General features: G+C 67.8%; 23 protein-coding genes. 12 read left to right on the forward strand and 11 right to left on the reverse strand.

Features of this window, described 5'->3' with window-relative positions; all coding sequences use genetic code 11:
• Positions 1-16: 16 nt before the first annotated feature.
• From ACZ50J_RS07975 to ACZ50J_RS07985, 3 genes are all read right to left on the reverse strand, one after another.
• Positions 17-922: a DUF4262 domain-containing protein gene (locus ACZ50J_RS07975; protein WP_464300734.1), complete on the reverse strand. Its 906-nt coding sequence runs from the start codon at positions 920-922 to the stop codon at positions 17-19.
• An 83-nt stretch (positions 923-1,005) separates the two neighbouring features.
• Positions 1,006-1,737, reverse strand: a complete 732-nt coding sequence (locus tag ACZ50J_RS07980; protein ID WP_464300735.1) for an MBL fold metallo-hydrolase — start codon at positions 1,735-1,737, stop codon at positions 1,006-1,008.
• 77 nt (positions 1,738-1,814) lie between these two features.
• Positions 1,815-4,913 (reverse strand): alpha-N-acetylglucosaminidase TIM-barrel domain-containing protein, encoded by a 3,099-nt coding sequence (locus tag ACZ50J_RS07985; protein ID WP_464300736.1) that lies wholly within the window; start codon positions 4,911-4,913, stop codon positions 1,815-1,817.
• 179 nt (positions 4,914-5,092) lie between these two features.
• Between ACZ50J_RS07985 and ACZ50J_RS07990 the strand changes: the two genes are divergently transcribed.
• On the forward strand, positions 5,093-6,367 hold the full coding sequence (locus tag ACZ50J_RS07990; protein ID WP_464300737.1) for an ROK family transcriptional regulator: 1,275 nt from the start codon (positions 5,093-5,095) through the stop codon (positions 6,365-6,367).
• 209 nt (positions 6,368-6,576) lie between these two features.
• Here ACZ50J_RS07990 and glnA read toward each other — a convergent pair whose 3' ends face one another.
• Positions 6,577-8,001, reverse strand: coding sequence for a type I glutamate--ammonia ligase (gene glnA, locus ACZ50J_RS07995; protein WP_464300738.1), 1,425 nt, complete (start codon positions 7,999-8,001; stop codon positions 6,577-6,579).
• Positions 8,002-8,285: 284 nt separating this feature from the next.
• Here glnA and ACZ50J_RS08000 point away from each other — a divergent pair, with 284 nt between their 5' ends.
• Positions 8,286-8,735 carry an RDD family protein gene (locus ACZ50J_RS08000; protein WP_464300739.1) on the forward strand — a complete coding sequence of 150 codons (450 nt, stop codon included), beginning with the start codon at positions 8,286-8,288 and terminating at the stop codon, positions 8,733-8,735.
• A gap of 33 nt (positions 8,736-8,768) precedes the next feature.
• Here ACZ50J_RS08000 and ACZ50J_RS08005 read toward each other — a convergent pair whose 3' ends face one another.
• The 5 genes from ACZ50J_RS08005 to ACZ50J_RS08025 all read right to left on the reverse strand — a co-directional run bounded on the left by ACZ50J_RS08005 (position 8,769) and on the right by ACZ50J_RS08025 (position 13,016).
• Positions 8,769-9,530: a DUF4191 domain-containing protein gene (locus ACZ50J_RS08005; RefSeq protein ID WP_464300740.1), complete on the reverse strand. Its 762-nt coding sequence runs from the start codon at positions 9,528-9,530 to the stop codon at positions 8,769-8,771.
• A 54-nt stretch (positions 9,531-9,584) separates the two neighbouring features.
• Positions 9,585-10,607, reverse strand: a complete 1,023-nt coding sequence (gene lipA, locus ACZ50J_RS08010) for a lipoyl synthase (protein WP_464300741.1) — start codon at positions 10,605-10,607, stop codon at positions 9,585-9,587.
• A gap of 146 nt (positions 10,608-10,753) precedes the next feature.
• Positions 10,754-11,356 carry a flavin reductase family protein gene (locus tag ACZ50J_RS08015; RefSeq protein WP_464300742.1) on the reverse strand — a complete coding sequence of 201 codons (603 nt, stop codon included), beginning with the start codon at positions 11,354-11,356 and terminating at the stop codon, positions 10,754-10,756.
• Positions 11,357-11,634: 278 nt separating this feature from the next.
• A complete protein-coding gene (locus tag ACZ50J_RS08020; RefSeq protein WP_464300743.1) occupies positions 11,635-12,546 on the reverse strand; it encodes a slipin family protein in 912 nt (303 codons plus the stop codon).
• Positions 12,519-13,016 (reverse strand): NfeD family protein, encoded by a 498-nt coding sequence (locus ACZ50J_RS08025; protein WP_464300744.1) that lies wholly within the window; start codon positions 13,014-13,016, stop codon positions 12,519-12,521. The genes ACZ50J_RS08020 and ACZ50J_RS08025 overlap by 28 nt, the downstream gene beginning before the upstream one ends.
• Before the next feature lie 142 nt (positions 13,017-13,158).
• Here ACZ50J_RS08025 and map point away from each other — a divergent pair, with 142 nt between their 5' ends.
• The 6 genes from map (at position 13,159) to ACZ50J_RS08055 (ending at position 20,765) form a co-directional block, all read left to right on the forward strand.
• Positions 13,159-13,938, forward strand: a complete 780-nt coding sequence (gene map, locus ACZ50J_RS08030; protein WP_464300745.1) for a type I methionyl aminopeptidase — start codon at positions 13,159-13,161, stop codon at positions 13,936-13,938.
• Positions 13,935-14,498, forward strand: coding sequence for a GNAT family N-acetyltransferase (locus ACZ50J_RS08035; RefSeq protein ID WP_464300746.1), 564 nt, complete (start codon positions 13,935-13,937; stop codon positions 14,496-14,498). Before map ends, ACZ50J_RS08035 begins: the two co-directional genes overlap by 4 nt.
• A 200-nt stretch (positions 14,499-14,698) precedes the next feature.
• Complete coding sequence (gene smc, locus ACZ50J_RS08040) at positions 14,699-18,346, forward strand: chromosome segregation protein SMC (RefSeq protein WP_464300747.1); 3,648 nt, start codon at positions 14,699-14,701, stop codon at positions 18,344-18,346.
• Between the two features lie 91 nt (positions 18,347-18,437).
• Positions 18,438-19,577 carry an LLM class flavin-dependent oxidoreductase gene (locus tag ACZ50J_RS08045; RefSeq protein ID WP_464300748.1) on the forward strand — a complete coding sequence of 380 codons (1,140 nt, stop codon included), beginning with the start codon at positions 18,438-18,440 and terminating at the stop codon, positions 19,575-19,577.
• A 77-nt stretch (positions 19,578-19,654) separates the two neighbouring features.
• The gene (locus tag ACZ50J_RS08050) at positions 19,655-20,296 is read left to right on the forward strand and encodes a CE1759 family FMN reductase (RefSeq protein ID WP_464300749.1); all 642 of its coding nucleotides are present in this window, start codon (positions 19,655-19,657) and stop codon (positions 20,294-20,296) included.
• Positions 20,297-20,318: 22 nt separating this feature from the next.
• On the forward strand, positions 20,319-20,765 hold the full coding sequence (locus tag ACZ50J_RS08055; RefSeq protein WP_464300750.1) for a DUF2752 domain-containing protein: 447 nt from the start codon (positions 20,319-20,321) through the stop codon (positions 20,763-20,765).
• Between the two features lie 58 nt (positions 20,766-20,823).
• Here the strand turns inward: ACZ50J_RS08055 and ACZ50J_RS08060 are convergent, their stop codons facing one another.
• Positions 20,824-21,279, reverse strand: a complete 456-nt coding sequence (locus tag ACZ50J_RS08060; RefSeq protein WP_464300751.1) for a hypothetical protein — start codon at positions 21,277-21,279, stop codon at positions 20,824-20,826.
• Between the two features lie 234 nt (positions 21,280-21,513).
• Here ACZ50J_RS08060 and ACZ50J_RS08065 point away from each other — a divergent pair, with 234 nt between their 5' ends.
• Both ACZ50J_RS08065 and ftsY read left to right on the forward strand, forming a co-directional pair.
• Positions 21,514-21,696: a hypothetical protein gene (locus ACZ50J_RS08065; RefSeq protein ID WP_464300752.1), complete on the forward strand. Its 183-nt coding sequence runs from the start codon at positions 21,514-21,516 to the stop codon at positions 21,694-21,696.
• Positions 21,697-21,786: 90 nt separating this feature from the next.
• Entirely contained in the window at positions 21,787-23,166 is a 1,380-nt protein-coding gene (ftsY, locus tag ACZ50J_RS08070; protein ID WP_464300753.1) for a signal recognition particle-docking protein FtsY, read from the forward strand.
• A gap of 96 nt (positions 23,167-23,262) precedes the next feature.
• Here the strand turns inward: ftsY and ACZ50J_RS08075 are convergent, their stop codons facing one another.
• Positions 23,263-24,192: an oxygenase MpaB family protein gene (locus ACZ50J_RS08075; RefSeq protein WP_464300754.1), complete on the reverse strand. Its 930-nt coding sequence runs from the start codon at positions 24,190-24,192 to the stop codon at positions 23,263-23,265.
• Positions 24,193-24,409: 217 nt separating this feature from the next.
• Here ACZ50J_RS08075 and ACZ50J_RS08080 point away from each other — a divergent pair, with 217 nt between their 5' ends.
• Positions 24,410-25,804: an ammonium transporter gene (locus tag ACZ50J_RS08080; RefSeq protein ID WP_464300755.1), complete on the forward strand. Its 1,395-nt coding sequence runs from the start codon at positions 24,410-24,412 to the stop codon at positions 25,802-25,804.
• The gene (locus ACZ50J_RS08085) at positions 25,801-26,139 is read left to right on the forward strand and encodes a P-II family nitrogen regulator (protein WP_464300756.1); all 339 of its coding nucleotides are present in this window, start codon (positions 25,801-25,803) and stop codon (positions 26,137-26,139) included. Before ACZ50J_RS08080 ends, ACZ50J_RS08085 begins: the two co-directional genes overlap by 4 nt.
• The last annotated feature ends 14 nt before the right edge of the window (positions 26,140-26,153 follow it).

The following is a 26,153-nucleotide window of genomic DNA, read 5'->3' on the forward strand; positions in this document are numbered from 1 at the left end:
TCGGACCTTTGACGGCTCAAGGGGAGAGCGCGGCTGTCCCCCATGCCGAGTCGGGACCAGGGCGCCATGCCTCGGTGTCGAGCCCGAGGTTGCCGAGCCGACGAAGACTCGGCGCTGCGCGGAGCAGATGAGCCAGATGCACCAGTCGTATGTCGTCGGACTCGTGGCCCGTCGCGCCGCAGTGGATGGTCCAGTCCTCGCCGCGGATCTCATCCGATTGTCGAGCCGCCCAGAGGACGACCCTGCCTTCGTCGATGACGTGCGTGCAGGAGAAGACACGCTGTTCCGGCGGGACCGGGAAGTCCCAGGCGGGATCGACGGCCAGACCGCCGGTGTGCTGAATCGGCACACGCCATTGGCGCGGTTGGAGTTCGTCGAGTATGGCGGGTGCCCCCGGCTGCCACGCGAAGATGCCGCTCCGGTCGGGCCAGACGATCGCCAGGGCGTCCGGTGTGCGACGGTGGAACCAGCCGGACCAGGTCACTGCGTCCCTGCGGGCGACATCGGTGATTTCCTCGACCGCCACCGGCACTCCCGCGAGGACATCCTCCAGCGCATCTCCAGGACGCAGTCGAAGACCGCCCATGACTCGCCCGGCGATCTCATTGAGCGCGTGATGCATGAGACCGGGATCGAGACCGGACATCAGTAGCTCGGGGTGCCCTGCCCGATGCCTGAGGCCGATCGTGTAGGCGAACGCCGGCTTGGTGTCGGGGTCGTCGGGCCCGTCCCAGCCGAGGTGGTCGGGATGGGTGCACTCGGCGTCATCGGCCACCAGGATGACTTGCCAGCCGTGTTCGAGAACGGTGTCGATGACGCGACGGTCCTGCACGTCGTAGGACCTCTCGGGCCGACAGATGTGGCAGTCGCAACCTGGGGTTGCCGGGAGCGGCCCCATCCAGTGCTCGCGGTTGACTGACATTGCTTCCTCCTCGATCCGGGGTCCCTTTGTACCGGAGACGAAGCAGGGGGCGGAGATGCTTGTCCACAGGTGGGGCGGACAGGTCAGGCGCGGGCTTCGTCCACCGCGGTTCGGATCGAGCCGCGCCATACCAGACCGTGCCCGGGCAGGACGGTGTCGACGTCCAAGTCGGTCAGTGCGTCCAGACCGGAGTCCACCTCGTCCGGTGCGTGGCTGAAGAAGGCCGGCAGCGGCTGTGGTCCGGAGCGGCTCAGAATGGGGTGGCCGGTGATGAGCGCATCGCCGGTGACGACGACGCCGGCCTCGGGGATCACGTACGCCGTGTGGCCGGACGTGTGACCCGGGCAGGGGACAGCCCGTGGCGCGCCGGGGAGATCGACTGCCGAATCTGCTTGCAACGGAATGGTTTCCGGCAAGACAACCTTGCTCTGTGCACCTGCTCGGGCGATCGTGAGCGCCCACCTGGCAACTCGTGGGCGCCAACAACGTGAGACGACGTCCCACCTGCTGGCCTGCTCGTGGCGTTGGCCGGTGAGCATCGGCAGCTCGCGTTCACCGGCGTATGTCGGGACAGCTCGCCGCTGCAGCAGTGCCGGAAGGGCGCCGATGTGGTCGATGTGTGCATGCGTGATCAGCACCCCGCGAATGTCCTCGATCCGATGGCCGAGCTCCTCCACGGACGCGACCACGCCGTCGAGATCCTTCGGATAGCCGCCGTCGATCAAGGTGAGGTCCTGGCCGTCTCGGACAATGACCCAGTTGGAGGCGATGCCCTCCACGAGGAACACGTCGGACGTGACTTGATGCGTCTTCATGACAGCCATCCTCTCGCTCTCGCGAAGACGCGAATGCCCCGGATCACAACGTGATCCGGGGCATTCGGCAGAGCAGGTCAGTGCGTGCCGGTCCCTCCCGTCTGTGCCGAGGAGTACAGCGCCGCGACCTGGTCCGGCGTGAGGCTGTTGGCGAAGATGCTCAGCTCGTCGATCAGCCCGGTGTAGACGTCCTTGCCGGCATTGCTCTGCGTGCTGCCGATGGCGGCCCGACTGAGCGGGAAGCTCGCCGGCACCGTGCCGACGACCTTGCCGTTGGCGTAGATCGTGATCTGGCGCCCGTCGTTCACGTACGTCAGATACGTCCACGTGTTCAGCGGTGCGACGTAGTCGATCGCGTAGTCCTTCACATAGAACGCGGTCGCGCCGACAGCGCCACCGGTGACGTTCTGCTGGATCTTCAGTGAGCTGTTGCCCTGCACCCGGTCACCGTTGATCAGGTTCGCGCTGTGGGACATGGCGCTCGGGTTGACCCAGGCGCCGACGGCCCACGGTCCCGACAGGTTCGTCGCCGAGGTGTTCACCGGAGCGACCGAGCCGTCGAATTTCGCTGCCTGACCGGACTTTCCGGCGGCGAGCGTCGTCGTTCCGGTCAGGGTGCCGTCGAAATGATCACGACCATTGTCGGTGACCACTCCGTTCGTCGCCGAGTCGAAGGTCCAGTTGTCCGCGAGCGTCGGGTCCTTCCCGACGGTCACGGTCACCGTTGCCGGATTGGAGGTGCGGCCCTGCGCATCCGTTTGTATGGCGGACAGAGTGTGCGATCCATCGGCCAGTGCCGGCGACGGCGCACACGACCAATTGCCATTGGTTGCAACGGTGGTCGTGCAGACCGCGGACGCGCCGTCGGTGACGGAGACCTTTGCCCCGGCGGTGCCGGTGCCGGCGACGCTGTCGGGTGATTCAGGCAGTGACGACCCGTTGATCGGCGTGGTGATCTTCGGCTGCGCGATCGCTTTGACCCCGAGCAATCGGGTGAGCAGTTGCGCGTAGACGACGGTGTTGCCGTGCGGTCCGGTGGGGTAGTGGTGCGTCGAGGAGGCGAACTTGTCACCGAACGCGAGCCAGTCGATCTTCGCCGGGGTGGAGTTGTTCTGCAGGGCGGTGCGCAGCGAGTCGAAGTACTTCTGCCAACCCGGCTGGTAGTAGTCCTGGATCATCCCCGACGTCAGGTGTGCCGCGTAGTTCAGCAGCCCACCGTTGCCGGCCGACGGACCTCGGTTGCTGAACCAGATCGACCACAGGTCGAGGAGATTCGTCCGGTATGCCGCCGACTCGGTGCCGTCATGACCTGCCTTCTCCGCGTCGGCAACATACGTTCCGATCATGAAGTCCGGCACGGATCCGAGCGTCTTGTCGTCGAGCCACATCGCGCCCAGCCAGGTCCGGGTCAACCGGTCGAAGGTTGTCAGGTCCTTGGCGTTGTATGCCGCGCTGATCTCCGGCAAGCGGTCGTTCGCCCAGTTCGAGAGAACCTGGTTCGCTACGTCCGCCACGTCATAGTCGTATGCCGCGGGCTGGGCCACGGACTTCGCCGCCTCCGTGAGCAACGGCAGCGCCGTCGCGAAGGTCTCGGTGTCGTAGTTCTCCGAGATCCCGGCGGTCAACGAGGGAGTCTTGCCGAGCGGAGACTCCTTCTTGCAGCAGGTGATCGGCCGGGTGTATGTCGTGGCGATGGCCGACCATGCCGCGTCGGCCCGGTCGGTGCCGTAACGCCCCTGGGCATACTGACTGAACCACTTGCTGAGGTCGAACGCCTTTGAGTGCCAGGGGAGTTCGGCGAACAACTCGAACGCAGCAGGATCGTTGATTCCTTCGGGTGCGAACGAGATGCCTGTCATGTTGCTTCCGGCCTTGGCTGCCTCGCTGTAGTAGCGGTCGATCCAGACCTGGCCGTTCGCTCCCATCGCCGTCTGGCCGCCACCGAACGGGATCGTGCCGAACAGCCACGGCGTGTCCGGCCAGTCCGTGTCGCGGCTCGGCATGGTGCTGCCGGTGTCCGTCGTACCGTCCGAGATGAGCAGGTGCGAGCGTTGATCCGGCGTCAGGCCGGCGAGTTGTTCCTTCGTGGGGTTCGCCTGCCAGCCGAGCTGCATCCAGGTGGCCCCGGGCTCGCTTGTCTGCAGCGAGGTCATGATCGCGTTGGCAGCCTTGCCGGGGTCGATACCGCCGAGCTTGCCACCTTCCTGCAACGGGTTCATCCGGTACATGGCGCTGCTGCCGACCAGCTTGTCGGCATGCCGGTAGTAGGACGCGGCGACCTTGGGGAAGAGCGGGTCCGTCGGGTCGAGCCAGGCCGGTCGCTGCGTGCCGTTCCAGGTTCCCTGCGGAACGACGTGCGGCGGATTTCCATTGCTGGCAGTCGAATTCACGGTTGCGAAGTCGGTGGGCACCGTTCCGAAGTAGCCGGGCAGCACCGGTGTGATGCCCAGTTCCTTGCAGCGCTTGAGGATCTTGCGACCGAGCGCGGCGCGGTCGTCCAACAGTCTCTGGGAGATCGGCGCGGTGTCGTTGGAGAGGTTCTGCATGACCCACCACGGCTGGGTCGCCGGGAGCGGGATCCACGCCTTTGCCTGGTCCGCCGTGTAACCGAAGTCCTGCAGCATCTCCTCATACACCGCGTCACTGCCGGGCAGGACGTAGACCTCGTTGATGCCGTGCAGGGCATACATGTCGAGCATGTTCTGCCACTTGGACCAGCTCATGTAGGGGTTGGTGTAGCCGTCCTGGGTGTCGTTGCCCTCGTAGCGGTCCTTCGCGCTCGACGAGTGCGTGATCGGGCTTTTCGGCGCCGGCATCAGGCGCGGGACGTTCGGGGTGAAGTTCCCCATGTTGACCGCTGCGTGGACGACATACTTCAGGTACCAGCCGGTGCCGGTCGTGGCGGCGGACAGACTCGATGCGCGGATCGCGACATGACCGGGGGAGCCGGAGATGGTGAAGGTCTCCGGGCCGGCGGCGTCCCGAACGTCGAAGCAGATCTGTCGGGCGGCGGGCGCACCGATGGTTCGTTTGAGTACGGCGGTCAGCGCTCGATCGCCCGGACTCGATCGGTCACAGCCACCGCCCGGGGCGGCATCCGCCCGTGTCGTGGGCAGACCGACCGCCGCAGCGATCAGACACACGACGGCCATCAGCACCAGACTGACTCGTTTCATCCGAGCTTTCCCTTCCTCGCGACACGCCACGCGACGAGGATGCGGTGGGTGTCTCTGGACGGCCGTCGGGGCGCCAGAGGAGCGGCGCGGCGGCCGATGGAGTTGAACCGGCGGTTTAGTAACGTAAAGTTCGTAACTATCTTGCTCCAGAAGTGGGCAGTGAAGGTGGGAACGGCACGATGAAATCTGTACCGGCCGGTAGCGGCCCACACGTCCTGCGCCGGATGAATGCGGCGTCGGTGCTGAGTGCGCTGCGGGCCGGCGGACCGTCGCGGATCGCGGATCTGATGGAGCTCACCGATCTGTCGCGCCCAGCGGTGACGCGGGCGGTCGAATCGCTGCGCGGCGATGGTTGGGTCGCCGACGTCGATCCCACGGTCGAGCCCGACCCCACGACGGACGTTGCCGGTCGACAGAACCGGCTCGGGCGGCCGGCTGCGCTGCTCCGGTTCCGCGCCGAGGCCGGTCATGTGCTGGGCGTCGACGTGGGGCCGCACAAGATCGTCGCGATGGTCGCGGATCTGTCCGGCGACGTCGTGGCCGAACACCGGGCCGACACTCGCGGCCTCGACGGCCGAGCGGTGCTGGACGCGATCGTGTCGGTGACGGCGCAAGCATCTGCGGACGTGCCGGAGACCTCACTGCTCGCAGCAGCGGTGGGTTCGCCCGGACTCATCGATCCCGGCACCGGCGCCGTGACGCTCGCGCCCAGCATCCCCGGCTGGGACCGGATCCCGATCGCCTCGGCGTTGCGGGACCGGCTGGCCTGTCCGGTCACGGTTCACAACGACGTCAACCTCGCCGTGCTCGGCGAGCGGTGGCGCGGCGATGCCGCCTCGGTCGACAACCTGGTCTTCCTGCAGTGGGGGGCACGCGTCGGCACGGGCATCATGATCAACGGCAAACTGCACATCGGTGCGGCAGGTGCCGCCGGTGAGCTCGGCTTCCTGGACCTCGCCTCGACGGTCAGCGGACCCGCCGATCCTTCTGCGCGAGAAGGCGATTCGAGCACGACCACGATGGGGCCGTTCGAGCGGCAGGTCGGCGCGGCGGCCGTCATCGACCTGGCGATCGCCGAGGCTGCACGCAGCGACGACGCGGAGCTGCTGGCCCTGATGCGAACTGCGCAGGCGGACGACGACGCGGCCGTCCTCTTCGACGCAGCGCGCGCCGGCAACAAACTCGCCGAGCAGATCATCGACACGATCTGTGCGCGTATGGCGGGAGGCCTGGCCGCGCTGCAGCTCATCCTCGACCCGGATCTGATCGTGGTCGGCGGCGGGCTGTCCCGAGCGGGTGAGCCGTTGCTCTCCGCGGTCGAGACACACCTGCGCACACGCACGCTCGCGCCGCCGAGGCTCGCGCTGTCGTCCCTCGGCGACACCGCCGTCGTCCTCGGTGCGGTCCGCAGTGCGCTCAGCGAGGTCGACGAGTGGGTGCTCGGCATCTCGTGACCACTCGGAGCAGTGCACACGAAATGCCCCGGATCACAACGTGATCCGGGGCATTCGGTCCGTGGTCTCGATACGCCCTCGCCTAGCGGCTCGGGTTACCCTTCGATACGACCGCTCGTCCCTCGCGGTCTACTCAGGACGGCGCTCGACCAGCTGGTTGCCTGGTCTCGATACGGGCTCGTTCCTCGCCCTACTCGACCAGCTCGAGCTCAGATGTCGTAGTACAGCTCGAACTCGTGCGGGTGCGGGCGGAAGCGCAGCGGGTCGACCTCGTTGGTGCGCTTGTAGTCGATCCACGTCTCGATGAGGTCCTCGGTGAAGACGCCGCCCTCGGTGAGGAAGTCGTGGTCGGCCTCGAGCGCGTCGAGGACGGCCGGCAGCGAGTCGGGGACCTGCTGGATGTTGGCGTGCTCCTCCGGGGGCAGCTCGTAGAGGTCCTTGTCCACCGGCTCCGGCGGCTCGATGCGGTTCTTGATGCCGTCCAGGCCGGCCATCAGCTGCGCCGCGAAGGACAGGTACGGGTTCGCCGACGGGTCCGGGATGCGGAACTCGATGCGCTTGGCCTTCGGCGAGGTGCCGGCGATCGGGATGCGGATGCAGGCCGAGCGGTTGCGGGCCGAGTAGACCAGGTTGACCGGAGCCTCGTAGCCCGGGACCAGGCGGTGGTAGGAGTTCACCGTCGGGTTGGTGAAGGCCAGCAGCGACGGTGCGTGCTTCAGCAGGCCACCGACATACCAGCGGGCCAGGTCGGACAGGCCGCCATACCCCTTCTCGTCGTAGAAGAGCGGCTCGCCGTCCTTCCAGAGCGACTGGTGGGTGTGCATGCCCGACCCGTTGTCACCGAACAGCGGCTTCGGCATGAAGGTCGCGGTCTTGCCGGCTTCGAAACAGGTGTTCTTGACGACGTACTTGAACTTCATCACGTCGTCGCCGGACTGCAGCAGCGTGCCGAAGGTGTAGTTGATCTCCTGCTGGCCGGCGGTGCCGACCTCGTGGTGGGCGCGTTCGACGTTCAGGCCGACCTTGCCGAGCTGGGAGCTGATGTCGTCACGCAGGTCGGAGAAGTGGTCGACCGGTGCGACCGGGAAGTAGCCACCCTTGTAGCGCGGCTTGTAGCCGAGGTTGCCACCCTCCTCTTCGCGGCCGGTGTTCCAGGCACCCTCCACCGAGTCGATGTAGTAATAGCCGGCGTTGGCCTTCGTCTCGAAGCGGATGTCGTCGAAGATGTAGAACTCCGCCTCGGCGCCGAAGTAGGCGGTGTCGGCGATGCCGGTCGATTTCAGGTAGGCCTCGGCCTTGGCGGCGATGTTGCGCGGATCGCGCGAGTAGGGCTCACCGGTGAACGGGTCGACGATCGAGAAGTTCAGGATCAGCGTCTTGTGCTTGCGGTACGGGTCGAGGTAGGCGCTGGTCGGGTCGGCGATGAGCTTCATGTCCGACTCGTGGATCGCCTGGAAGCCGCGGATCGACGAACCGTCGAACATCGCGCCCTCCTTGAGCGCCTCTTCGTCGAGGCTGGCCGCGGGGACGTTGAAGTGCTGCATCACCCCGGGAAGGTCACAGAACCGGACGTCGACGAACTCGACGTCTTCATCCTTGATGAACTTCAAGACCTCATCGGCCGTGGTGAACATGGATCCTCCATCGATGTGAACTCTCGCGACGGCTCCAGCGCCGTGCGCCGATATGACCTTACGGGGTCGGGGTTTCTCGACCATGACCCATATGTTTCGGCTGTGTTACGCCGGATTTGGTATGACGGAAGGCCTCGCGTCCCGAGAACTGTTGCGGGAGTGGGGGATTGGCCGCATCCGCGACGGCGCGCCCGGCGGGCGCCATACGGCCGAAAATTGTGGTCCATGCCACAGCCCGGTGCACACCAGATGAGACTGCGGGCCGCCGTCTAGGCTGGACCGTCGTGACGCCCCCGAAATCGACGAGTGACCAACCCCCGCAGGACCCGGCCGGAGCCCACGCCGGCGCCGGTCTCGGGTTGCCCGCCACGGGGCCGGGTTCGATGGCCCGGCTCCTGCCGCGCATCATCGCCGTCGTCATCGACTGGCTGGTGTGTTCGGTGATCGCCGCCGGCTTCCTCGGCTACAGCTTCAACGGCAGCGGCAACAGTTGGGCGCCGCTCGCGGTCTTCTTCGTCGAGAACGTCCTACTGGTGGGCACCCTCGGTTCGACGCTCGGTCATCGCATCATGGGGTTGCACGTAGGCAAGGTGTCCGGCGCGCCGGCCGGTCCGCTCGCAGCTTTGATCCGCAGCGCGCTGCTGTGCATCTTCGTGCCCGCCGTGATCTGGGACAAGGACGGCCGCGGGCTGCACGACCGCTTCGCGGGCACGGTGCTCCGCCGAGCCCGCTGACCTCATCGCTGGTCGAGGAGCGGTGAGGAAGACCTACCGGCCGCGCATCGCCTTGCGGTCCATGCGCGGCGCGTTGCGCGGGTCGACGCCCTTGGGGATCGGCGGCTTGCTGGCGCCGAGGGCGCGCAGTCGCTTGGTGACGGCCTGGACCTCGCCGTCGGTCAGCTTCTTGTCCAGGCCCTTGATCGTCTTGGCCAGGTCGCCGAGCTTGACGGTGTCCTCACCGGCGCCGACACGCAGCACGTGGACGGGCACCTCCGGACCGGCGACGCGGGCGACCCGCTTGCGCTCGGACTCCAGCAGCTTGCGTGCCGAGCCGCTCGGGCCCTCACCGATCAGAACGACGCCGGGCTTGCCGATCGCGCGAAACACCATGGCAGCGTTGGAGAGTTCGGACATCTTGCGGGCCCGACCGGCCTCCGCGGCGACCGGCTCCTGCTCGTAGACCCAGCCGCGCTTCAACCCCTGCAAGGCGGCACCGGTGGCGCCGGCCTGACCCTCGAGCGAGCCGTATGCCGCACGCTCGGCCAGCCGGCCGAACACGATGACGGTGGCGAGCAGGCCGAAGATCGCACCGAGGATGCCGGTGTAGATCCAACTGCTCCAGATGAAGTGCAGCAGGACCATGAAGACCAGCAGCGTGACGACGAACGTCAGTGCCATCCACAGCGGGATCCTCGGGTTCTGCTTGACCGAGACCTGGTAGAGCGTCTTGAACTGCGACAGCCGCCCGGGGTTGTCCGGGTCCTTGGGCTTACGGGAGAAACGAGACTTCTTCTCGGGCTGCGTCGACATGCTTTCCAGGATATGTCAGGCGTGGTCACGCGGCGAAGTGCGGAGTCGACTCCGTCAGGCGGTGGCGTTCTCCCGCTCCATGAGCGCGGCAGCCTCCTGACGCGCGGGCGACGACGACGCCTGCGCCAGGTGGGTCAGGTGCTCGGGGAGTTCGCGGCCGAGCTTGGCCATCGCACCGGCATACAGCTTCCCGGCGCGGTACGACGAACGCACCAGCGGACCGGCCATCACGCCGAGGAAACCCATCTCCGTCGCGACGTCGGACCAGTGCACGAACTCCTGCGGCTTCACCCAGCGGTCGATCGGGTGATGCTTGGGGGAGGGTCGCAGGTACTGGGTGATGGTGAGGATGTCGCAGCCTGCCTCGTGCAGGTCGCGGATCGCCTGCTCGACCTCGTGGTCCTCCTCGCCCATGCCGAGGATCAGGTTGGACTTGGTGATCAGCCCGGCCTCCTTGGCCATGGTGAGCACCTGCAACGACTTGTCGTAGGTGAACGCCGGACGGATCCGCTTGAAGATGCGCGGCACCGTCTCCAGGTTGTGCGCGAAGACCTCGGGCCCGGCTTCGAAGACCTGGCCGACGAGCTCGGGCTTGGCACCGAAGTCGGGCGGCAGGATCTCCACACCGGTGTTGGGGTTGAGTGCGTGGATCTGGCGGATCGTCTCGGCATACAGGCCGGCGGCGCCGTCCGGCTGGTCGTCACGGGCGACACCGGTGACCGTGCAGTAGCGCAGGTTCATCTCGCGGATCGACTCCGCGACACGGCGCGGCTCGTCCAGGTCCAGCTCGGTCGGGCGGCCGGTGGCGATGTCGCAGAAGTCGCAGCGGCGGGTGCACACGTCGCCACCGATGAGGAACGTCGCCTCGCGGTCCTCCCAACACTCGAAGATGTTGGGACAGCTGGCTTCCTGACAGACCGTGTGCAGACCCTCGCTCTTCACCAGCTGGTGCAGGCCGGTGTATGCCGGGCCCATCTTCGCGGTGGTCCGGATCCAGCTGGGCTTGCGCTCGATCGGTGTCTCGGCGTTGCGCGCCTCGACGCGCAGCATCTTGCGGCCCTCAGGTGCAACAGTCACAGGAACCAGGCTACGTCCCGGGGCCGCCATGATCTCGCCGGGCCGGTTACTGGCGGGTCTCGATACGCGGCTCGTCCCTCACCGCCACCCTTCGGTACGCGCTCGTCCCTCGCTGCTACTCAGGACGCCGCTCGACCAGCATGGGGTCACTCCGGGCGGCGCAGGTCCAGCCGGGTGTCGGCGGTGATGCCGAAGTAGGTGGTCGGACCGCCCGCGCGAAGCAACGGATCCGCGGCAAGGGTGTCGAATACGCCGTCCTCGACGAGCCGCTCGTCGATGTGTATGCCGACCACCTCGCCGACCACGAACCAGCTGCCGACAGCGGCGCCCTGCGCCGACTGCAGCGGGACGACCTGCGTGACCCGGCACTCGAAGTTGACCGGTGATGCGGCGACACGCGGTGCGTTGATCTCGGTGGATGGTGCGGCCTCGAGACCGGCCGCCTCGAACTCGTCCACGTCGTGAGTGGTGGAGGTCGCGTTCATCTGCTCGGCCAGCTCGCGTGTGACCAGGTTCCAGGTGAATTCCCTTGTCGCGTCACAGTTTGCGACGCTGCCCTTCCAGCCGTTGCTGGAGAACCCGATCAGCGGCGGCCGATAGTGAAGTGCGTTGAAGAAGCTGTATGGCGCCAGGTTGCGCCGGCCTTCCGCGTCGACGGTTCCGATCCAGCCGATCGGTCGCGGCGCGACGATCGAGTTGAACGGATCGTGGGCGAGGCGGTGGCCTTCGGCTGGACGGTAGAAATGCATTACGCCATACAACTACGCGCCGTTCGCCATACATTCAGCGCGTGGGGAGACGCGAGTGGACGTGGCCGCGCATCGTCGATGCCGTCGTTGCGTCGGTGATCGCCGTTCCGCTCACCATCTACTTCTGGCTGATGACGCTGATCCAGATGGAGTACCCGGGCGACCATGTCGTGAACTGCGATCCGTCATCGCCGCAACCCGGCGATCCGTGGGTATGCGAGGGCGATCGCCTGACGATGTACCACTGGGCCGGCTGGGGAGCGTTCGTGATCTGGCTGCTAGTCGTCTGGGGCGGCATGGCTCTTGCCGTCCGCCGCGGCTGGTGGCTCATCGTCTGGCCGGTGCTCGGCATCGGACTGATCGTGGCCGTCCTGGTCCTCGAGTTTCGCGCCGCCGACTGGAGCACCCCGTCCTGACGGCTGTGTCGACACGGCGGCGGAGCCAACCTGCTCGAGCAACGGTTTCAGGTCCACCGGCAGCGGTATGACGACGGACGACTTGCTGTTGCTGCCAACTTCCAGCAGCGTCTGCAGGTAGCGCAACTGCAGCGCGGTCGGGTTGCGGCTCATCACGTCGGCGGCGTCGGCCAGCTGCGCCGATGCCTGGAACTCGCCCTCCGCGTTGATCACCTTGGCGCGGCGCTCGCGCTCCGCCTCGGCCTGCCGGGCGATGGCTCGTTGCATGCTGCCCGGGATCTCCACGTCCTTGATCTCGACGACAGACACCTTCACACCCCACGGTTCGGTCTGTTGGTCGATGACCTTCTGCAGGTCCTCGTTGAGCCGTTCGCGTTCGGACAACAGGGTGTCGAGTTCGGCCTTGCCGAGCACGGCGCGCAACGAGGTCTGCGCGATCTGGGTCGTGGCGGCCAGGAAGTTCTCGACGGCGACGATCGCGTGGTTGGCGTCCATGACCCGGAAGTAGGCGACGGCGGTGACCCGGACCGGCACGTTGTCGCGGGTGATCACGTCCTGTGCCGGCACGTTGAGGGTCACCGTGCGCAGGTCCACGCGCACCATGCGGTCGACCACCGGGATCAACAGGGTCAGGCCGGGCTCCTTGAGGTTCACCAGCCGGCCGAGCCGGAAGACCACTCCGCGTTCGTACTCCCGCAGGATCCGGACCGACGAGCCGAGCAGGGCGATGAGGACGACGCCGAGGATCACAACGAGAGTGATGAGGGCTTCCATATCGGCTTCACCTCCCAGGCGTGCGGCCGGCGGACCGACACGAACAGCCCGTCGAGCTCGGTGATGACGACGGTGTCGCCCGGTTCGGGCAGGGGGTCCTCCCAGCCGTATGCCGGCTCGGCACTCCACAGAGCACCGTCGATCGTGACCCGACCCTCGCGCCCGGTCCAGGAACTGACGACGGCCTTCCGGCCGATCAGCGCACCGGGGCCGGTTCGGATCTCCTGGCTGCCCGCGACGATCACCTCGCGCGCCACCATCAGCAGGACGACGAGGCCGGCGACGGCCAACAGGGCCGCGATCGGGATCGTCACCCACAACGGTGCACCGGTGGCCGCGAGGATCAATCCGACGCCGGTCGCGGTGGATGCGGTCCCGGCGATGCCGAGGACGCCTGCCGTGGTGAGGTGCGCTTCGAGGACCAGAACTCCCAGCCCCACGAGGACGAGTACGACTCCGAGCAGAACCATCGTGATCACCTCACGGGCCGGCCCGAAGGTTGCCGCGTGGAGCAGGTGGACCAGCAGGTTCGGCAGCCTCGTCCGTTCCCACCTCCAGGATATCCCTCGTCTCGATGCGGCAGGTGGTCGCTGCACGGCATACGGTGTCCTGGTGATCGAACTCAAGACCCCCGCCGAGATCGAGGCCATGCGGCCGGCCGGGCGCTTCGTCGCCTCCGTGCTGACTGCCCTGCGCGACGCCGCGGATGTCGGCGTCAACCTGCTCGAGCTGGATGCGTTGGCGCACAAGATGATTCGCGACGCGGGCGCCGAGTCCTGCTACATCGATTACCACCCGAGCTTCGGTGCGATGCCGTTCGGCAAGGTGCTGTGTGCCAGCGTCAATGACGCGGTGCTGCACGGTCTGCCGCACGACTACACGCTGCAGGACGGCGACCTGCTGTCGGTCGACTTCGCCGCGAGCGTCGACGGCTGGGTGTCCGACTCGGCACTGTCGGTCGTCGTCGGCACCCCGGACCCGGAGGACCTGCGAATCATCAAGGCGACCGAGGACGCGCTCGCCGCCGCGATCGAGGTGGCCCGGTCCGGCAACAAGCTGGGCGACATCTCCGCCACGATCGGCGACGTGGCCCGGGCCGCGGGCTACACGGTCAACACGCAGTTCGGCGGGCACGGCGTCGGCCGCACCATGCACGGCGACCCGCATGTCGCCAACGACGGTCGCGCCGGCCGGGGCATGAAGCTGCGTCCCGGTCTGGTGATCGCGATCGAGCCGTGGTTCATGCGCGACACCGACGAGATCTACACCGATCCCGACGGCTGGACGCTGCGCTCGGCCGACGGCTCCCGTGGCGCGCACTCCGAGCACACCATCGCCATCACCGACGGCGACCCGATCGTCTTCACCGACCGCGCAACCCTTGCCGAATGACGGCTTCCTCGCCGAGTGACGGCGCGATCGGACCGTCAGTTGCCGAAGAAGCCGTCACTCGCGATGAAGGGGTGGCTGGGTTGTCGCTCGGCCCGTTGCCCGGGGTGCCCGGCATCCGCGTTGCCGAAGCGACCGCCGCACAGGTGCCCGCCGTCGTGGAGCTGCTCGCGAACGACATCCTCGGTCGGGACCGTGAGTCCGGCGCGACCGACGTGTATGACGAGGCGTTCGCCTCGATCGATGCCGACCCGACCGAACACCTGCTCGTCCTGCTGGACGAGCAGGACGCGGTCGTCGGAACGCTGCAACTCGGCTTCGTCAGGAGCCTGTCCCGTGGCGGTGCACTGCGTGCCCAGATCGAGGCGGTGCGGGTGTCGGAGTCGCTGCGCGGACAGGGCGTCGGCCGGGCGCTCTTCGAGTTCGTGATCGAGCGGGCCCGCCGGGAGGGTGCCGTGCTGGTGCAGTTGACGAGTGACCTGCAGCGCGACGGCGCCATACGTTTCTATGAGTCGCTGGGATTCGTGCACAGCCACGCAGGTCTCAAGCTCGCCCTGACCTGAGCAGACCTGACCTGAGCCTGAGTCGTACCGAAGGCGCCCCTGGGGAGGGTTGGGTACGGGTTTGCGGGGGTGTGCGTGCCCGGGGTTCCCCTGGGGAGGGTTTGGTACGCCACAGCCCCGTCGTTGCGCGGGTCCCGGCGGAGCGCCAAGTAGAGTGGCCGCGATCGCCATACCAGCGCCGCAGAGGAGCCCGCCCGCTCGTGTACGTCAAGAGCCTGACCCTGAAGGGCTTCAAGTCCTTCGCCTCGGCGACCTCGATGAAGCTCGAGCCGGGCATCACCTGCATCGTCGGGCCGAACGGCTCCGGCAAATCCAACGTCGTCGACGCGCTCGCCTGGGTGATGGGGGAGCAGGGCGCCAAGAGCCTGCGCGGCGGCAAGATGGAGGACGTCATCTTCGCCGGCACGGCGGGGCGTGCCGCCCTCGGTCGCGCCGAGGTCACGCTGACGATCGACAACTCCGACGGTGCGCTGCCGATCGACTACACCGAGGTGACGATCAGCCGCACGATGTTCAAGGGCGGCGGCTCCGAATACGCCATCAACGGCACGTCCTGCCGGCTGCTGGACATCCAGGAACTGCTGTCGGACTCCGGCATCGGCCGCGAGATGCACGTCATCGTCGGGCAGGGACAACTCGACGCGGTGCTGCGCGCGACGCCCGAGGAGCGACGCGGCTTCATCGAGGAGGCCGCCGGCGTCCTGAAGCACCGCAAGCGCAAGGAACGCGCGCTCCGCAAGCTCGACGCGATGGAGGCCAACCTCTCGCGCGTCACCGACCTCACCACCGAGATCCGCCGGCAGCTCGGGCCGCTCGGCCGACAGGCGGAGACGGCACGCAAGGCGGCGACGATCCAGGCCGACGTGCGCGATGCCCGGCTGCGCCTGCTGGCCGACGACCTGGCCCAGCTGACGAGCAACCTCGAGCAGGAGGTCGCCGACGAGACCGCACTGCTGGAACGACAGAAGGCGGTCGAGAAGTCGCTGGCGGCAGCGAAGGCGCGGCTGGAGCGGCTCGAGCACGAGGCCGCGCAGATCTCGCCGGCGCTGACCAAGGCCCAGGAACAGTGGTTCGGTCTCTCCTCCCTCAAGGAACGGATCGAGGCGACCGCGACCCTCGCCGCCGAGCGGGTGCGGCTGCTGTCCGAGGACGACCAGCACGAGGAGTCCCGGTCCGGTCGCAGCCCGGAACAGTTGCAGCAGCAGGCCGCGAAGGTCCGTGACGAGCACGACGAGCTGCAGCAGCAGATCGCGCAGGCGAAGGTCGCGCTGGAGCAAGCCACCGAGCGGCGCGCGAACCTCGAGCAGGCGCACCAGGCCGAGCAACAGCGGCTGACCAAGCTCGCACGGGCCGCCGCCGACCGGCGCGAAGGACTCGCCAAGCTCGAGGGCCAGGTCGGCGCTCGCCGCAGCCGGTCCGAGGCACGCGAGTCCGAGCTCGGCCGACTCACCGCGAGTATGGCGGAGGTCGTCGAGCGCTCGACGCGCGCGGAGAAGGAGTTCGCCGCTCTCGAAGCGACCATCGCCCAGGACGAGGCCGGCGAGGAGGACCTCGACACGGCATACGAGGAAGCGCAGGGGAAGCTCGACAAGGTCAAGGAGGAGTTCGAGGCCGCCCGTGAGGAGGAGCGCACCGCCGAGCGGGAGCGCACCGGGCAGCAGGCCCGCCTCGAGGCACTCGAGCTCAGCCTGCGCCGCAAGGACGGCGCCGCCCACCTGCTGGGTGCGGAAGGTGCGAGTGGACTGCGCGGTTCCGTCTCCGAGCTGGTCTCCGTCGAGACGGGTCACGAGGCGGCCATCGCGGCGGCGCTCGGCTGGGCAGCCGACGCCGTCGTCGCCGACTCGTTCGACCAGGCTGCGGACGCGGTGCAGACGCTGCGGACCGACGACGCGGGTCGTGCGGGCATGCTCTTCCGTGGTGCGGCATCGGAGTCAACCGACGGCTGGCCGACCCTGCCGAGCGGTGCCCGCTGGGCCCGTGAGGTCATCGGCGCGCCGGCCGACATACAGCCGACGGTGGAGGCGTTGCTCGACCGCGTCGCTCTCGTCGACTCTGTCGATGTCGCGAAAACCGTTGCCGCTCTTGGCGATCGGATCACTGCCGTCACTCCCGACGGCGACGTGTATGCCGCAGGCCATATCCGTGGTGGCTCGGCTGGTGCGCCCAGTCTGCTCGAGATCCAGTCCGCGGTGGACGAGACCCGCGAGCGAGTGGAGCAGGCGACGCACCGTCGCGAGAAGGCACAGTTCGCCGCCGAGCAGGCCCGCGCCAAGGCGGTCGAACTCAGCGCCGATGTCGACGCCGCACTGGAGCGACTCAACGAGTCCGACGCCCGCATGTCCGCCGTCGCGGAACAGCTCAGCCAGCTGGGTCAGGTGATGCGTGGCGCCAAAGGAGAGCGCGAACGCCTCCAGTTGCAGCACGCCGAGGCCGAGAAGCAGTTGGCGGCCGGCCGGGAGGAACTCGCCGAGCTGGAGCAACGGCTGTCGGCCGCACTCGAGGAGCCGTCCGAGGAAGAACCGACCACCGACGAGCGCGATCGGCTGGCCGCCGAGGCTGCTGCCTCCCGCACCGCCGAGACCGAGCAGCGGCTGGCACTGCGCACCCGCGAGGAGCGGGCGAGGTCACTTGCCGATCGTGCGAAATCCCTTGAGTCCGCTGCGCGTTCGGAGATCGAAGCACGAGAGCGGGCACGCGCTCGCCGCGAACGTCGCGCCCGTGACGCGCGTGTCGCTGCCGCGGTGCAGACCGGTGCCGGTCACGCCGTCGGTGTCGTGGCCCAACTGCTCGAGGTCGCCGCCGAGCGCCGTACCGCCGCCGACCGGATCAAGGGCGAGCTCGACAGGGCACTCAAGGAGGAACGCGCCCGGGTCAGTGCCGTCGGCGACGAGCTGCGCGAGCTGACCGACAGCGTGCACCGCGACGAGGTGGCCCGCGCTCAGCAGCGGCTGCGCATCGAGACGCTGCAGACGAAGGCGGTCGAGGAGCACGGCATCGATCCCGAGGTGCTGGTCGAGGAGTTCGGCCCGCACCAGCTCATCCCGCACGTGCCCGGACCCGACGACGACCCGGACAACCTGCCCGAACCGATCGCGTTCGTGCGCGACGTGCAGGAGAAACGACTGCGGTCCGCCGAGCGCAAGCTCAGCCAGCTGGGTCGGGTGAATCCGCTTGCGCTGGAAGAGTTTGCGGCGCTGGAGGAGCGGCACAAGTTCCTGACCGAGCAGCTGGAGGACCTGCGCAAGTCCAAGGACGACCTGCTCGACATCGTCGCCGAGGTGGACAAGCGGGTGGAGCAGGCGTTCACCGACGCGTTCGAGGACACCGCCCGTGAGTTCGAGGGTGTCTTCAGCCGGCTCTTCCCGGGCGGCGAGGGACGCATCACGCTGACCGACCCGAGCAACATGCTGACCACCGGCATCGAGGTCGAGGCGCGTCCGCCGGGCAAGAAGATCAAGCGACTGTCGCTGCTCTCCGGTGGCGAGCGGTCGCTGGTCGCCGTCGCGTTGTTGGTCGCGATCTTCAAGGCCCGGCCGAGCCCGTTCTACATCATGGACGAGGTCGAGGCCGCGCTCGACGACGCCAACCTGGGTCGCCTGATCACCCTCTTCGAGGAACTGCGCGACTCCAGCCAGCTGATCGTCATCACCCACCAGAAGCGCACCATGGAGGTCGCCGATGCACTGTATGGCGTCAGCATGCGCGGCGACGGCGTGACCACGGTCGTGTCGCAGCGAATCAAGGACGTGCTGCCCGGTGGCGGCGTCCAGGTGGAGACCACGCACAGCGTGACCGAGGGCAAGACGGTGGCCGATTCCGGCATACCGGCGTTGTCGTCGATGAGCTGACCCGCACCGGCGGAATAGATAGCCCGAGGTTGCCGTTGTGACGACCAGATAGTTAAAATTTGAGATACCTCGAGATCAGGGAGTGAGTCACATGCAGTTCGGCGTCTTTACCATCGGTGACGTCACCACGGACCCGACGACCGGTCGCACCCCGACCGAGGCGGAGCGCGTGCAATCCGCGGTCGCCATCGCCACGAAGGCCGAGGAGGTCGGCCTGGACGTGTTCGCGACGGGGGAGCACCACAACCCGCCGTTCGTCGCGCCGGCCAATCCGCCGATCCTGCTCAGCAACATCGCCGCGCGGACGACCGACCTGCAGTTGTCCACGGCGACGACGCTGATCACGACCAACGACCCGGTCCGGCTCGCCGAGGACTACGCGTTCCTGCAGCACATGGCGGGCGGTCGGGTCGACCTGATGCTCGGCCGCGGCAACACCGGGCCGGTCTACCCGTGGTTCGGCAAGGACATCCGCAAGGGCATCCCGCTCGCGGTCGAGAACTACCACCTGCTGCGCCGACTCTGGCGGGAGAAGGCCGTCGACTGGGAGGGCGAGTTCCGCACCCCGCTGCACGGTTACACGCTGGCGCCCGCGCCGCTGGACGACGTGCCACCGTTCGTCTGGCACGGCTCGATCCGCAGCCCGGAGATCGCCGAGCAGGCCGCGTTCTACGGCGATGGCTTCTTCCACAACCACATCTTCTGGAACAAGGAGCACACCGCCGCCATGGTGAAGCTCTACCGGCAGCGCTTCGAGCACTACGGCCACGGCGCCGCGGACCAGGCGATCGTCGGACTCGGCGGTCAGGTCTTCATGGCCGACACCGAAGCGGAGGCGAAGCGGATCTTCCGGCCCTACTTCGACAACGCGCCGGTCTACGGGCACGGTCCGTCGCTGGAGAGCTTCACCCGCGACACCCCGCTGACCGTCGGCACGCCCGAGCAGGTCATCGAGCGCACGCTCGGATTCGCCGACTACGTCGGTGACTACCAGCGCCAGCTCTTCCTCGTCGACCATGCCGGTCTCCCGCTGGACGTCGTGCTCGAGCAGATCGAGATCCTCGGCAAGGAGGTTGTTCCGGTGCTGCGCCGCGAGTTCGAGGCGCGTCGTGCGTCGCACGTGCCGAGCAACCCGCCCACCCACACGTCGCTCGTGGCCGAAGGGCCGGACTCACCGCACCGCAAGGTGATCAGCGCGACGGCGGGTCTGGAGCAGGAGGTCTCGGCATGAGAGACACCCCACGAAGTTCTCCCCCGCTGCGCTCCTCCGATACTTCGCGGGGACCCCGAAAGGGGCGTCGACTCGTCGTGCTCAGCGCCGGTCTCAGTCAGCCCAGCAGCACCCGGCTGCTGGCCGACCAGATCGCCGGCGCGGTCGATGCCGAAGTCAGTGGTCGGGGCGAGGGAATCGACATACAGACCTATGAATTGCGTGAATACGCAGTCGATCTCGCGACGATGATGGCCACGGCCGGTATGCCGACGGCGCGCCTCGACGAGCTGCGGCGTGCCGTGTCGGCCGCCGACGGACTCGTCGTCGTGACGCCCGTGTTCGCGGCGAGCTACAGCGGTGTCTTCAAGATGTTCTTCGACGCCCTCGACGCCGACGCGCTGAACGGTATGCCGGTGATCATCGCGGCGACCGCGGGCACGCCGCGGCACTCACTGATGCTCGACCACGCGTTGCGACCCCTGTTGACCTACCTGCGGGCCGTCGTGATGCCGACCGGTGTGTTCGCAGCGACCGAGGACTTCGGCGGCGGAGCGGCGGGTCGTGACCTGGCCGGTCGCGCCGCGCGCGCCGCTGCCGAGCTGGCCGCGCACCTGGTCTCGACGGGTGGTGACGCCGTCGCCGGATTCACCCCGACCAGGTCCGGTCGGGACTCCGGTGTCGACGTGCCTGCGGAGGTCACCCCGTTCATGAAACTGCTCGGCGGGCAGGCCCGATGACGGCGTGGCCTAATCTGGGGGAGTGACCACCACCCAGCTCGGCCCGGCCGAGGCCACCGACGTCCCGTTCGCGCAGCGCGTGCGGGAACCGGTGTTGATGGCGGTCGGCGGGGCAACTGCGTTGGTGTTGTTACATTTTCGCGATCCGCACCAGTCGGGCTCGTGGGGGTTCTGCCCGTTCCTGCAGATCACCGGGCACCCGTGCCCGCTATGCGGCGGCTTGCGCGCGATGAACGACCTCACCCGGGGTCACGTGGGTGACGCACTCACCAGCAACGCCGCCGCGGTGTTCATCCTGATCGCTGGTGCAGCGCTGATCGTTCGCTGGTTCGTCCGCCGTGCCCGAGGCGAGGCCGGTGCGGTGCTGCTGACCACGCCGAAGGTCGCCACCACGATCTTCGCGGTGGCGATGGTGATCTTCACCGTCTACCGCTGGACCCCGTGGGGGCACTGGCTCTACGAGACCTGACACACCACGAAAGGCCCGATCACCGTAACGGTGACCGGGCCTTTCGACGTGTATGGCGTCAGGACGCCAAGCGGATGATCACACCGACCACCGAGATCACGGTGCCGATGATGCCGCAGATGAAACCTGCCTGCACCTTGCCGCGGCCGCCCAGTGCACCGCCGGACGAGTCGATCTGGGTCAGTGCCTGGCGGCCCATGATGATCGCCGGGATGCCGGTGAACAGACCACAACACGGGATCGCCAGGATGCCGAGGATCATGATCAAGGTCGCCCGCTGATGCTCCTGCGGCACCGGTGCGCCGTAGGGGTTGCCCCCCTGCTGCGGTGCGCCGTACTGCGGCGAACCGTAAGGCTGGGCGCCGTACTGTCCGCCCTGCTGCGGCTCGCCGTACTGCGGGGAGCCGTATTGTCCACCCTGCTGCGGCTCGCCGTACTGCGGATTGCCGGAGCCGTCCTTCGGCTGTTCGCCATAGCCGCCCGGCTGGTTGGGGTCGTTCGGATAGTTGGTCACAGCTGATCCTTCTGTCGGGGTGCGTCGGTTGAGGGTAACCAAGGGTGCCCGTGCAATGCATCCCTCGGGTGCACGGAAACACGGGTGAGACGCAGTGAGGTGGTGCATCGCTCCACAGACCGAGCGTGACTTTGTCGGGAGTTCACCCGTCGGATGGCGTGAATTGAACAAATTTCCCCGTCATACCAAGGGTTTTGACTTGGTAATCACAGACTCAGGCTGGACAATTGACCCATGGTGTGGCTGATCTTGGCGTTGGTTATCGGTGTTGCGCTCGCGGGGACCGTGATCGGTCTCGTCGCGGTGCCGGCTCGACGGGAGGGGCGTGAGCTGCTCACCGAGCGGGCCGAGGAGATGGTCAGCTCGGTGACCGAGCGACGTCGCGGCAAGGTCGGTGCCGACTCCGACACGGAGTGACACGCCGGACGATCGCGTCCGTTGTGCGGTTGTGCACGTTCCCGGGTGACACCACGCCCGGTCCGCTGAACCATTTGGGATGATGTCGCCGTGGACTCGCTCTGGGAAATCCTTGTCATCATCACGGTCGTCGTCCTTGCCGGCCTCGGGCTGCTCGTCGGCTACCTGCGAGGTGGCGGCAGGAAGTCGGCGCCCGAGGTAGCGCCTCCGCCGCCCGCCCGCGAGGCGAAGACGCGCACGGCCAACACCTACAAGGCCGGCAGCACGGCGACGTTCGACACCAGTAAGGGTGGGGCGCCCAAACCTCCGGCCCAACCCGCGCCGAAGGACTCGACTGCCGGCCCGGCAACGGGCGGCCCGGTCGACACCGGCACCGCGGCGAGTGCGCCGACCGCTGAGCCGAGCACCAAGCCGAGCACCGAGGACGCTCAGCCGACGACAGCGTGGCAGGCGCAGCCTGCCGTGCCTGCCACGGACGCACCGGCCGACACGGCTGACGTCGTCGAGTCGGCTCCCATTGAAGCTGAACCCGAGGTCGAGCGGCCCGCCTCCGCGCGCGGCCGGATGACTCGACTGCGTTCGCGGCTCGCCAGCTCCAACAACGCCCTGGGCAAGGGACTGCTCACGGCGCTCTCCGGCGACAAGCTGGACGACGCCGTCTGGGAGGACGTGGAGGACACGCTGCTCGGCGCGGACCTCGGCGTGGACGCCACCACCGAGATCGTCGACGGCTTGAAACGTCGAGTGCAGGTTGAAGGTACGCCGTCCACGGACCAGCTGGAGGCCTGGCTGCACGCTGAGTTGCTCGCGCAGGTCAACCCCGACATGGACCGTCGGATCGCCGGTAGCCGGGTCGGTGACCGCCCGGCCGTGATCATGGTCGTCGGCGTCAACGGCACCGGGAAGACGACCACCATCGGCAAGCTCGCGCGCGTCTTGGTCGCCGAGGACAAGGACATCGTGCTCGGCGCCGCCGACACCTTCCGCGCGGCCGCCGCCGACCAGCTCGAGACGTGGGGAGCCCGGGTCGGCGTGCCGACCGTGCGTTCCGACAAGGAAGGCGCTGACCCGGCAGCCGTCGCCTTCGACGCCGTCAAGGCCGGGCGCGACAACGAGGTCGACGTCGTGCTCATCGACACCGCCGGCCGCCTGCACAACAAGGTCGGCCTGATGGACGAGCTGGCCAAGGTCAAGCGCGTCGTCGAGAAGCAGAGCCCGATCGACGAATGCCTGCTGGTGCTGGACGCCACGACCGGTCAGAACGGCATGCGCCAGGCCGAGGTCTTCGCCCAGGCCGCCGACATCACCGGCGTGGTGCTGACGAAGCTGGACGGCACCGCCAAGGGCGGCATCGTCGTCCTCGTGCAGCGTGAGCTGGGCGTGCCGGTCAAGCTGGTCGGCCTCGGTGAGGGCGCCGACGACCTGGCACCGTTCGACCCCGAGGCCTTCGTCAACGCCGTTCTCGATTGAGTCGACCCGAGCCGATTGACGGCTTCTTCGGCGAGTGACGGTCCGTTTGGGCCGTCACTCGCCGAAGAAGCCGTCATTCGGGATAGTTGGGCGGAGTCAGGTGCGGCGGGCGGCGGCGTCGGCCGCCTGGTTGACCCGGCGGTCGGCCTGGACCTGCGGGTCCGACAGCATCCAGCGCACACCGGCGGCCCCCGCGTTGCCGGCGCCGCGCAGCAGCGCCGCGCCTCCCGGCGGAGTGCGGATGCCGAGCATCCGTCGCGCGTAGGGCGGCAGCGTCCCGATCGCACCGGCGACCAGGCTCAGGTAGCCCGGCCGCGCCGACGCCGTCAGCGGCGGCTCCCAGAGGATGAAGCGCAGTGCCGCACGCGCGGCCGGGGTGCTCCGCAGCTCCGGTCGGTATGACGCAAGGGCCTCCCGCAGACCCGCGACCGTCGTCGGAGCGTCGTCGAAGCCGAGTCGCGAGGAGACCGAACCGATCTGGGCGACATACGTGTCCGCCTCCGGGTCGCTGACGGTGCCGCCGCCGAATGCCCGGTAACAGGTCAGGAAGCTGTCGGCCTCGGCCGCGTGCACCCACGCCAGCAGTCGCGGGTCGTCGGCTCGATAGTCCACGCCCTCGAACGTCCCGTGCACCCGGCGGTGAATGCCGCGCACCTTCGCCAGCAGTCGCTCCGCGTCCGGGATGGTGCCGAAGGTCGTCGTCGAGATGAAGTTGCTGGTCTGTTGCAGCCGGCCCCACGGGTCGTCCCGGTAGCTCGAGTGCTGATCCACCCCTGCCATCGCGAGCGGGTGCAACGACTGCAACAGCAGCGCCCGGATCCCCGCGACGAACATCGAGGCGTCCAGGTGCACCCGCCAGATCGGGTCCTCCGGGGTGAACCAGCGCTCGCCGGTCTTGCCCCAGATCCCGTCGGCCCGGCGGGTCGCGTCCTCGCCGGCCACCCGTTCGCGCAGCTGCACCGCAGCCTTGTGGCGCACCGCGTCGTGGACGCGGCGCACCGGTCCGGGGAGCACCAGTGACGTCATACAGCCAGTATGCGCGGGGTCTCGACCCTTCGAGACGTCCGCTCGTACCCCTTCGAGACGTCCGCTCGTACCTCACGGACTCCTCAGGGCGCAGCTCACAGACTCCTCAGGGAGCAACGACCTGCGAAATCTGCCGGTAACGCGCCCGTCGATACGCAACACGGCTGTAACAAAAGCGGTGTTCTGACCGAAACGCCGCGTTGGCAAGGTCTTTCGCATGACCTCGTTGATTCACGGAATGTCGGCCGCAGCGCCGCCGACACTCGACACCGGCAACACGGCCTGGATGCTGATCTCGGCGTCCCTCGTCCTCTTCATGACCATCCCCGGGCTCGCACTGTTCTACGGCGGCCTCGGCCGGTCACGCGGAGTGCTCAACATGATGATGATGTCCTTCGGGGCGCTCGGCGTCGTCGGCATCATCTACGTGCTCTGGGGCTACTCGATGTCGTTCGGGACCCACGACCACCTCGGCTTCTTCGCCAGTCCGTTCGAGTTCTTCGGGTTGTCAGGCATGTTGCCGGGTGAGCCGGGCAGCACGGTGCTGCAGGCGGGCGGCATTCCGGTCTTGGTCTTCGCCGGATTCCAGTTCACCTTCGCGGCGATCACCGTGGCGCTGATCAGCGGCGCCATCGCGGACCGGGCGAAGTTCTCCACCTGGCTGGTCTTCTCCGGCCTGTGGGTGACGCTGGTCTACTTCCCGCTGGCACACATGGTCTGGGGCGGCGGGCTGCTGTCCGGTTCGGCGGACGGCATTGCCGCCAAGCTCTTCGGCACGGTCGACGGTATGGCGAAGATCGCGCCCATCGACTTCGCCGGGGGCACCGTCGTCCACATCAACGCCGGTATGGCGGGGCTCGTGCTTGCGTTGTTCCTCGGCAAGCGGGCCGGCTTCGGCAAGTCCCCGATGCGTCCGCACAACGTGCCGCTGGTGATGCTCGGCTCGGGCATCCTGTGGTTCGGCTGGTACGGCTTCAACTCCGGATCCGCTTTGGGCGCAAACGAATCCGCGGCCCTGGTCTGGGTCAACACGACCGTCGCCACATGTGCCGCGATGCTCGGCTGGCTGCTCCTGGAGAAGCTGCGCGACGGACATGCAACCTCCGTCGGTGCCGCTTCCGGCATCGTCGCCGGACTGGTCGCCATCACCCCCGCCTGCGGCAACGTCACGCCGCTCGGTGCGATCGGAGTCGGGGTCGTCGCCGGGGTGGCGTCGGCATACGCGATCGGCCTGAAGTTCAAGCTCGGCTTCGACGACTCGCTCGACGTCGTCGGTGTGCACCTCGTCTCCGGACTCTGGGGCACCCTGTCGCTCGGCATCTTCGCCCGCGGCACCGGCCTCGCGTATGGCGAATGGCGCCAGCTCGTGGTGCAATTCGCGATCGTCGTGGTCGCCTTGACCTACACGGCGATCGTCACCACGGTGATCGCGTTCGCGCTGCGGGCGACCATGGGCTGGCGGATCAGCGAGGAGGACGAGGCCGAGGGCATCGACCAGGCCGAGCACGCCGAGACGGCATACGACTTCGGCAGCATCTTCGCGGCAAGCCGCATCGGGCACCGGCCGGCGCGGCAGGAAGCCGACAACAGCAAGGAAGAGGTGAAGGCATGAAACTCATCACCGCGATCATCAAGCCGTTCCGGCTCGACGACATCAAGGAAGCGCTGGAGTCCTACGGCATCACCGGTATGACGGTCAGCGAGGTCAGTGGCTACGGGCGCCAGCGCGGACACAGCGAGGTCTACCGCGGCGCCGAGTATGCCGTGGACTTCGTGCCCAAGATCCGCCTCGAGGTCGTCGTCGAGGATCTCGACGCCGGCAGTGTCGTGGACGTCATCGTCAAGACCGCACAGACCGGACGCATCGGTGACGGCAAGGTCTGGGTGCTGCCGATCGACGACATCGTCCGCGTTCGGACGGGTGAACACGGCGAAGCGGCGCTGTAACCCTTGCTCGACTC

This window comes from Flexivirga sp. G2 (assembly GCF_055397625.1).